Below are 648 nucleotides of genomic sequence, written 5' to 3' on the forward strand. Positions count from 1 at the left end.
CATGGCCATGACCATCAACACCAACGTTGCCTCGCTGAACGCGCAGCGCAACACCGCCAACAACTCGCTCAGCCTGAGCACCACCATGCAGCGCCTGTCCTCGGGCCTGCGCATCAACAGCGCCAAGGACGACGCCGCCGGCCTGGCCATCGCCGACCGCATGAACACCCAGGTGCGCGGCATGAACGTCGCCGTGCGCAACGCCGGCGACGCCATCTCCATGGCGCAGGTGGCCGAAGGCGGCCTGTCGGCCATGAACGAGATGCTGCAACGCATGCGCGAACTCGCCGTGCAGGCATCCAACGCGCCGAACACCACGGGCGACATCGCCAAGCTGAACAATGAGTACACCGAACTGGGCAAGGAACTCAGCCGCATGCTCAGCGCCACGCAGTTCAACGGTACGCAGATCCTGAATGGCAACGCCGACTTCGTGTTCCAGGTGGGCGCCAACTCGGGCACCGAGAACCAGATCACCATCGGCTCCGGCGAGATCAGCCTGAGCGGCGATACCGCCTTCGGCGCAGTGTTCGGCGCCGGTACCGCATCGGCCCTGGACACTACGGGCGCGCCGTCGGCCAACACGACGCGCATCGCCGCCCTCGACGATGCCATCTCCGCGGTGAACGACCGCCGCGCCTCGCTGGG

Annotated in this window: 1 protein-coding gene; it reads left to right on the forward strand. The window is 66.7% G+C overall.

All coding sequences use genetic code 11. The features are described 5' to 3' along the window. Nucleotides 1–648: flagellin N-terminal helical domain-containing protein (locus A612_RS01305; protein ID WP_019372810.1), on the forward strand; the 648-nt coding region annotated here is incomplete at both ends.

This window comes from Melaminivora alkalimesophila, from assembly GCF_000282995.1.
GTDB lineage: Bacteria > Pseudomonadota > Gammaproteobacteria > Burkholderiales > Burkholderiaceae_C > Melaminivora > Melaminivora alkalimesophila.